General features: G+C 58.9%; 4 protein-coding genes and 1 riboswitch. Of the genes, 1 reads left to right on the top strand and 3 read right to left on the bottom strand.

All coding sequences use genetic code 11. The features are described 5' to 3' along the window. The 3 genes from Q0K43_RS11670 to Q0K43_RS11680 all read right to left on the bottom strand — a co-directional run. Positions 1-554 (bottom strand): ABC transporter ATP-binding protein (locus Q0K43_RS11670; RefSeq protein ID WP_297290697.1); only part of this gene is annotated, 554 nt, incomplete at its 3' end. A gap of 13 nt (positions 555-567) precedes the next feature. Further along, complete coding sequence (locus Q0K43_RS11675) at positions 568-1,587, bottom strand: FecCD family ABC transporter permease (protein WP_297290698.1); 1,020 nt, start codon at positions 1,585-1,587, stop codon at positions 568-570. After that, on the bottom strand, positions 1,584-2,573 hold the full coding sequence (locus Q0K43_RS11680; RefSeq protein WP_297290699.1) for an ABC transporter substrate-binding protein: 990 nt from the start codon (positions 2,571-2,573) through the stop codon (positions 1,584-1,586). The genes Q0K43_RS11675 and Q0K43_RS11680 overlap by 4 nt, the downstream gene beginning before the upstream one ends. A gap of 90 nt (positions 2,574-2,663) precedes the next feature. Here Q0K43_RS11680 and Q0K43_RS11685 point away from each other — a divergent pair, with 90 nt between their 5' ends. Next, positions 2,664-3,776, top strand: a complete 1,113-nt coding sequence (locus tag Q0K43_RS11685; RefSeq protein WP_297290700.1) for an adenosylcobinamide amidohydrolase — start codon at positions 2,664-2,666, stop codon at positions 3,774-3,776. Positions 3,777-3,843: 67 nt separating this feature from the next. Next, positions 3,844-4,088: riboswitch (cobalamin riboswitch) on the bottom strand. Positions 4,089-4,124: the final 36 nt, after the last annotated feature.

Below are 4,124 nucleotides of genomic sequence, written 5' to 3' on the forward strand. Positions count from 1 at the left end.
GACCAGTTTTTCAGATAGGCCACCAGCTCTGTCTGGTGTTTCAGGTCCAGATGGTTGGTGGGCTCGTCCAGCAGGATGATCTCCGGCTCCTGGGCCAGCGTCCGGGCCAGGAAAACCCGCTGGAGCTGGCCGCCCGACAGTTCGGAGATCTGCCGTTCCCGCAGCGGCTCCAGCCCGGTGGCCTGCAGATACTGCTCCACACACTGCTTGTCCTCTTTGGACGGGGATGCAAAAAGGCCCCGGCGAAGCTTCTGATACCGGCCCATCATCACCGTTTCATAGACCGAAAAAGAAAAATAGACGGTACTCATCTGACTCATCATGGCCATATGGGAGGCAATCTCCGGCCGGCGCATGGCAGCCACCGGCTTTCCATTCAGGGTCAGTTCCCCGCGGCTGTCCAGAAGGCCGGATATGGCCCGCAGCAGGGTGCTTTTCCCGCACCCATTGGGCCCTAAAATGCACAGATTCTGTCCCAAAGGCAGGTCGAAGGTGATATCGTGCAGGACATCCCCGTTTCCATATCCGGCGCAGACGTTTTTCAGATGCAGCATGAAAAGGTTCACCTCATTTCAGCTTCCTGCCGCGGAAGAACACCAGTGCGAAGAAGGGTGCCCCTACCAGCGCCGTCACGGCACCCACGGGGATGATGGTGGGCGCCATCACCGTGCGGGAAACCAGCTCGGCCAGCATGAGGAAGGCGCCGCCGAACAGAGCAGACAGAGGCAACACCAGCCGATGGGGGGAGCCGAAGATCCGCCGCACCACATGGGGCGCGATCAGATCCACAAAACCAATGACCCCTACCAGCGACACCGCCGTGCCGGTGAGCAGGGCGGCAATGCCGATCAGCAGGAGCTTGACCCGCTTGAGATCCACGCCGATGGACATGGCCTGCTCCTCGCCAAAGCTCATGATGTCCATCTCCGGGGTGAATCGCTGCAGCACCAGCATGGAGATCACCAGGACCGGGAACATGACCGCCACATGGGACCAGTCCCGGCCGGAAAATCCGCCCATCTGCCAAAACACCATCTGCTGCAGATGTTCCCGGGACAGGGCGGTGAGCAGCGTCAGAATGGCGTTTACAAAGAGGGAAAACACCATGCCCACAAGAATGACGGTCTGGTTTTCCATCTTTCCATCCAGCCGGGCGGCGAAGGCCAGCGCCAGAAACACGGTGGCCAGACCGCCCACGAAGCCTGCCGCCGGCAGCGTAAACATACTCCCCAGAAGCGGGAGCGTAATGCCGGTGACCATCACGATAGCCGCGCAAAGGCTGGCGCCGGATGAGACACCCAGGGTATAGGAGGAGGCCAATGGGTTCTTCAAAATGGACTGCATGACCGTACCGCTGGCCGACAGAGCAGCGCCGGTCAGAAAGGCCAGCGCCGCCCTGGGGAAGCGCATCCCCCACACGATGGCACTCAGGTTGGGGTCGACGGCGGCAGAGTTCCCGGACACTCTGGCCATAAAAATCTCCGCCACCTGTCCGGGGGTGAGATTCACGGATCCCACAGCGATGCTGGCCACCAGAATGAGCAGCGTTACGGCAACAGCAAGGAGGATCCTGACCGTCCGCTTCATGCTGCCTCTCCCGGGGCAAAGGGATCTTCCACCCCGGCGTATGTGTCGGGATAGATCATTTTGGCCATCTGTTTCATGCCGTCAATGACGTGGAGATTGGGCAGGGACACCGCGTTGGTGTTGACCAGATACACGTCAGAGTTAGCCACAGCAGTAACATGCTCCCAACCGGTCCGGCCCAAGATTTCCGCAACAGGATCGTCCACATAGTCCACCATAGTCAGGATCACATCGGGGTTCAGGGTAACTACCGCTTCCTCTGTCACGGCCAGGAAGCCCTCCTGATCGCCGAAGATATTCTCCGCCCCCAGCAGCGTCAGCATCTCATTCATAAAGGTGCCGCTGCCGGCGGTGTAGATATCGGGCGCGCAGGCGATCTCCACCACCACCCGCTTTTTGTCCTGAATGCCCGCGCCAATGGCAGACAGCTCGTCCAGCTCCTTCTGGAACTGTGCGATCAGTTCCTCACATGTTTCCTGGGCGCCCACACAGGCGGCGATGAACCGGGTATCCTCCAGCATCGTGTCAACACCGGAGGCCGACGGGATGTCCGCCACACAGACGCCGATATCCCGCAGGGGCTTGAAGGGGTCCGCGCCGGCAGAGGCGCTCATTCCGGTGGTAAAGATCAGGTCGGCATTCAACACCGCCATCTGCTCGGTATCCGGCTCCATCATATCGAAGGTGGGCAGATCCTCCAGGTCAAAATACATGGCCGAGTAGGTGTCTATGGCGATAAGCTTATCTCTCAGCCCCAGATCAAGCAGGGTCTGGGTGGCAGAGGGCGCCATAGAGATAATGCTGTCCACTTGATCCGGCAGCGTGATGGGATTGCCGGAACGGTCAGTATCCGGACGGTTGTCCCTGGTCTCCTCTGTCTGCTGGGGCGGGGAGGTCTGTTCCGTAGTCTCCGCAGGAGCGCATGCGGTCAAGGCTGCCAGAATCAGCATGACCATCACAAGGGCAATTGCATTTCGAAGTTTCATTTCCAACCGTTCCTTTCTTCTTTTCCTGTATGCGATTATCTGGTATAATTCGTTCAGAATATCTCAGAGAATTCCGGAGGCTCAGGATCTATGGAACGCAATTTTGAACTGTGCAGCGGCGACCGTCTGACCTGTACGGAGCAGGCCGCCATCTTTCGGTTTTCCGGTCCCCGCATGGTGCTGTCCACCGGAGCCAACGGCGGCGGTATGCGGGATGATCTGACCGCTGTATTCAACTACTGTGACTGCGGCACAGCAGGCATCTGCCAGCCTATGGAAGGAACTAATCTGCTGGAACACCAGCGCGCGGTGGCCAGACGTCTGGGACTGGACCCGGATCACACCACGGGCCTGGACACAGCGGCAAATCTGGACAACATGGTAGTCATCACCAAGCGTTGGAAGGATCTGCAAATCACTGCCGCAGTATCCGGCGGAGCCGATGTGAACGCGCTCTGTGCCGGTGACCCGGCGTTCCTGACGGAGTCAGACGGCTCGCCCTGTCCTGTGCCGCCCGGGACCATCAATATCTTTCTGATCACAGACCGGGCCCTTGCCCCCGGCGCCATGACAGAACTGATGCTGACAGCCACCGAGGCCAAAACCGCCGTGCTGCGGGATCTGATGCAGGGCAGCAGCGTGTCCCGGGAGCTGGCCACCGGTACCGGTACGGATGGAATGGTCATCATCTGCAAAACCGGCAAGGAAGGGATGCTGCTCAATGCAGGCAAGCATTTCAAATTCGGAGAGCTGGCGGCCCTGGCCGTGCGGGAAGCCGTCACCGAGGCGCTGTTCCGGCAGACCGGCTTCTGTGCCCGGGATCAACATAGCGTACTCAAAAGATTGCATCGATTTGGGATCAACGCGGACACGCTGTCCGCGCCCTGCCTGACCCGGTGGCCGGAGCAGGCTACCGCCATCGCCCGGACCATCAAAAAACTGGATCAGGACGCATTCCTTGTGGGCGCCGTGACCCTCTATGTGCATTTGGAGGATCAGCGCCGCGCCGGGATGCTGACCGAACTGGAGGCCGGCGATTGGGGCGAGCATCTTCTGGGTCAGATCCAGCAGCACTACCACTGTGCTTTGCCCATACTCCAAGGGGTGGGCCTCATGGAAAAGCTGGAGCAGTTCCTCTGTCAGCTGCTTTTGGCCAACCTGGGGGAGCAGGAGCGTCTGTATCCCCATCAAGCTCCCATTTAAACCAAAAACAAAAAGCGGCAGTCAATGCTGCCGCTTTTCCAGACAAAACGGGTGTTGTTTCCCAAAGAAATGACACCCGTTATTTTGTAGGTCTTCTGACTTGCATATCCCGATGCGGGCAACCGCATCCACGCATCTGTTTCGCCTTCCCAGCCAGGCCATTACAGCCCGCCAGTGACCTGCTTTCGCAGAAAAAACAGACACTCTATGCTCACAGCTACAGAATCCGCAACCACAACCGGTTTCCGGAAACGTGTTTGGGAGTTTCACCCAATTCCCTTGTTCAGCAGAACAACCCTGCGTGTCTTTCAAAAAAGAACGCGCCGGCGCCACAAAAGTCGGAGCAAT

Origin of the sequence: uncultured Flavonifractor sp. (assembly GCF_944383115.1) — a bacterium.
Lineage (GTDB): Bacteria > Bacillota > Clostridia > Oscillospirales > Oscillospiraceae > Flavonifractor.

Excerpts from the sequence above, each read along its gene's own strand:
- Q0K43_RS11675 (WP_297290698.1), bottom strand. The coding sequence starts at position 1,587 with ATGAAGCGGACGGTCAGGATCCTCCTTGCTGTTGCCGTAACGCTGCTC.
- Q0K43_RS11685 (WP_297290700.1), top strand. The coding sequence starts at position 2,664 with ATGGAACGCAATTTTGAACTGTGCAGCGGCGACCGTCTGACCTGTACG.
- Q0K43_RS11680 (WP_297290699.1), bottom strand. The coding sequence starts at position 2,573 with ATGAAACTTCGAAATGCAATTGCCCTTGTGATGGTCATGCTGATTCTG.